This is a genomic window from uncultured Leptotrichia sp., assembly GCF_938036635.1.
GTDB classification, from domain to species: domain Bacteria; phylum Fusobacteriota; class Fusobacteriia; order Fusobacteriales; family Leptotrichiaceae; genus Leptotrichia; species Leptotrichia hongkongensis.
The window spans coordinates 1-1093 of record NZ_CALHQO010000366.1 but is presented as its reverse complement, the minus strand read 5'-3'; the positions used below and the strand labels follow the sequence as shown (position 1 = coordinate 1093).

The following is a 1093-nucleotide window of genomic DNA, read 5'->3' as shown; positions in this document are numbered from 1 at the left end:
ATTTCTGCAAACAAAGCTATGTCTTCTTTATATCTGTGATAAAAATCAATCCCTTTTAATTTCAAATTGTCTTCTGTTGGCTCTTTTGTAATTAACACTTCTCCACCAACATTTGCGCCGCCTCTCGGCGTTACATCTTGCACTGACAATCCTTTTCCACCTTCATTATATGCTCCTTCAAGCTGATTTGCAGCAGTAGCTCCTCCCCATAAAAATCCTTCTGGAAATCTTTTATTTTTCATTTCCAATCTCCTCTCTTCCATATATTTATATCTATTAAAATTTTAATTCAATATTGCAATCAATTTTTCTCCAAAATCAACATTTTCTTTATTCATTTCAAGTACATCCAAATATTCATCAGTATTAGTCACAATCACAGGTGTTGTCAACACATATCCAGCCTTTTTAATTTCATCAATATCAAATTCAAGCATTAAATCACCTTTTTTTACCTTATCCCCTTCTTTAACTTTAGGATAAAAATATTTCCCATCTAATTGAACTGTATCAAGTCCAACGTGAATTAATAATTCCGCTCCTGAGTCAGTTTCAATCGCAATTGCATGATTTGTTGGAAATAAAGTTACTATTGTCCCATCTGTTGGTGCCACAACCTTTCCTTCTGTTGGAACAACTGCCGCTCCTTTTCCTAAAGCACCTGAAGCAAATGCCTCATCTTCTGTTTCACTTAATTTTTTTATAGTCCCTTTTAATGGGCTGTAGACAACTTCTTTTTCTAACATTTTATTTTCTGTGTTTTCAGTCTTTTTGTCTACTTGTTTTTCATCAGTATTTCCTGTTACATTTTCATCTTCATAAAGTTTTGGAATTTTAACAAACATTGTTAGTATAATTCCAGAAATAAGTGAAATTAGGCAAACTGCAGAATATATATAGAAATCTCTCCCAATTCCTTCTTTCGGAATATATGAAGAAAGGCTAAATAATCCAAGAACACCTATTGTATAAGTTTTCATTTTAAAGAAGCCACCGATAGCTCCTCCGATTGCTGCTGAAATACAGGCTATGATAAATGGTATTTTCATTGGAAGTGTTACACCATAAATTCCAGGTTCAGTCACTCCAAATA

At 33.1% G+C, this 1093-nt stretch carries 2 protein-coding genes; both read right to left on the bottom strand.

Annotated features, from left to right (window positions below; translation table 11 throughout):
• Window positions 1-242: family 1 glycosylhydrolase (locus Q0370_RS07320; protein WP_299574033.1), on the bottom strand; the 242-nt coding region annotated here is incomplete at its 3' end.
• A gap of 42 nt (window positions 243-284) precedes the next feature.
• Window positions 285-1093: glucose PTS transporter subunit IIA (locus tag Q0370_RS07315; RefSeq protein WP_299574030.1), on the bottom strand; the 809-nt coding region annotated here is incomplete at its 5' end.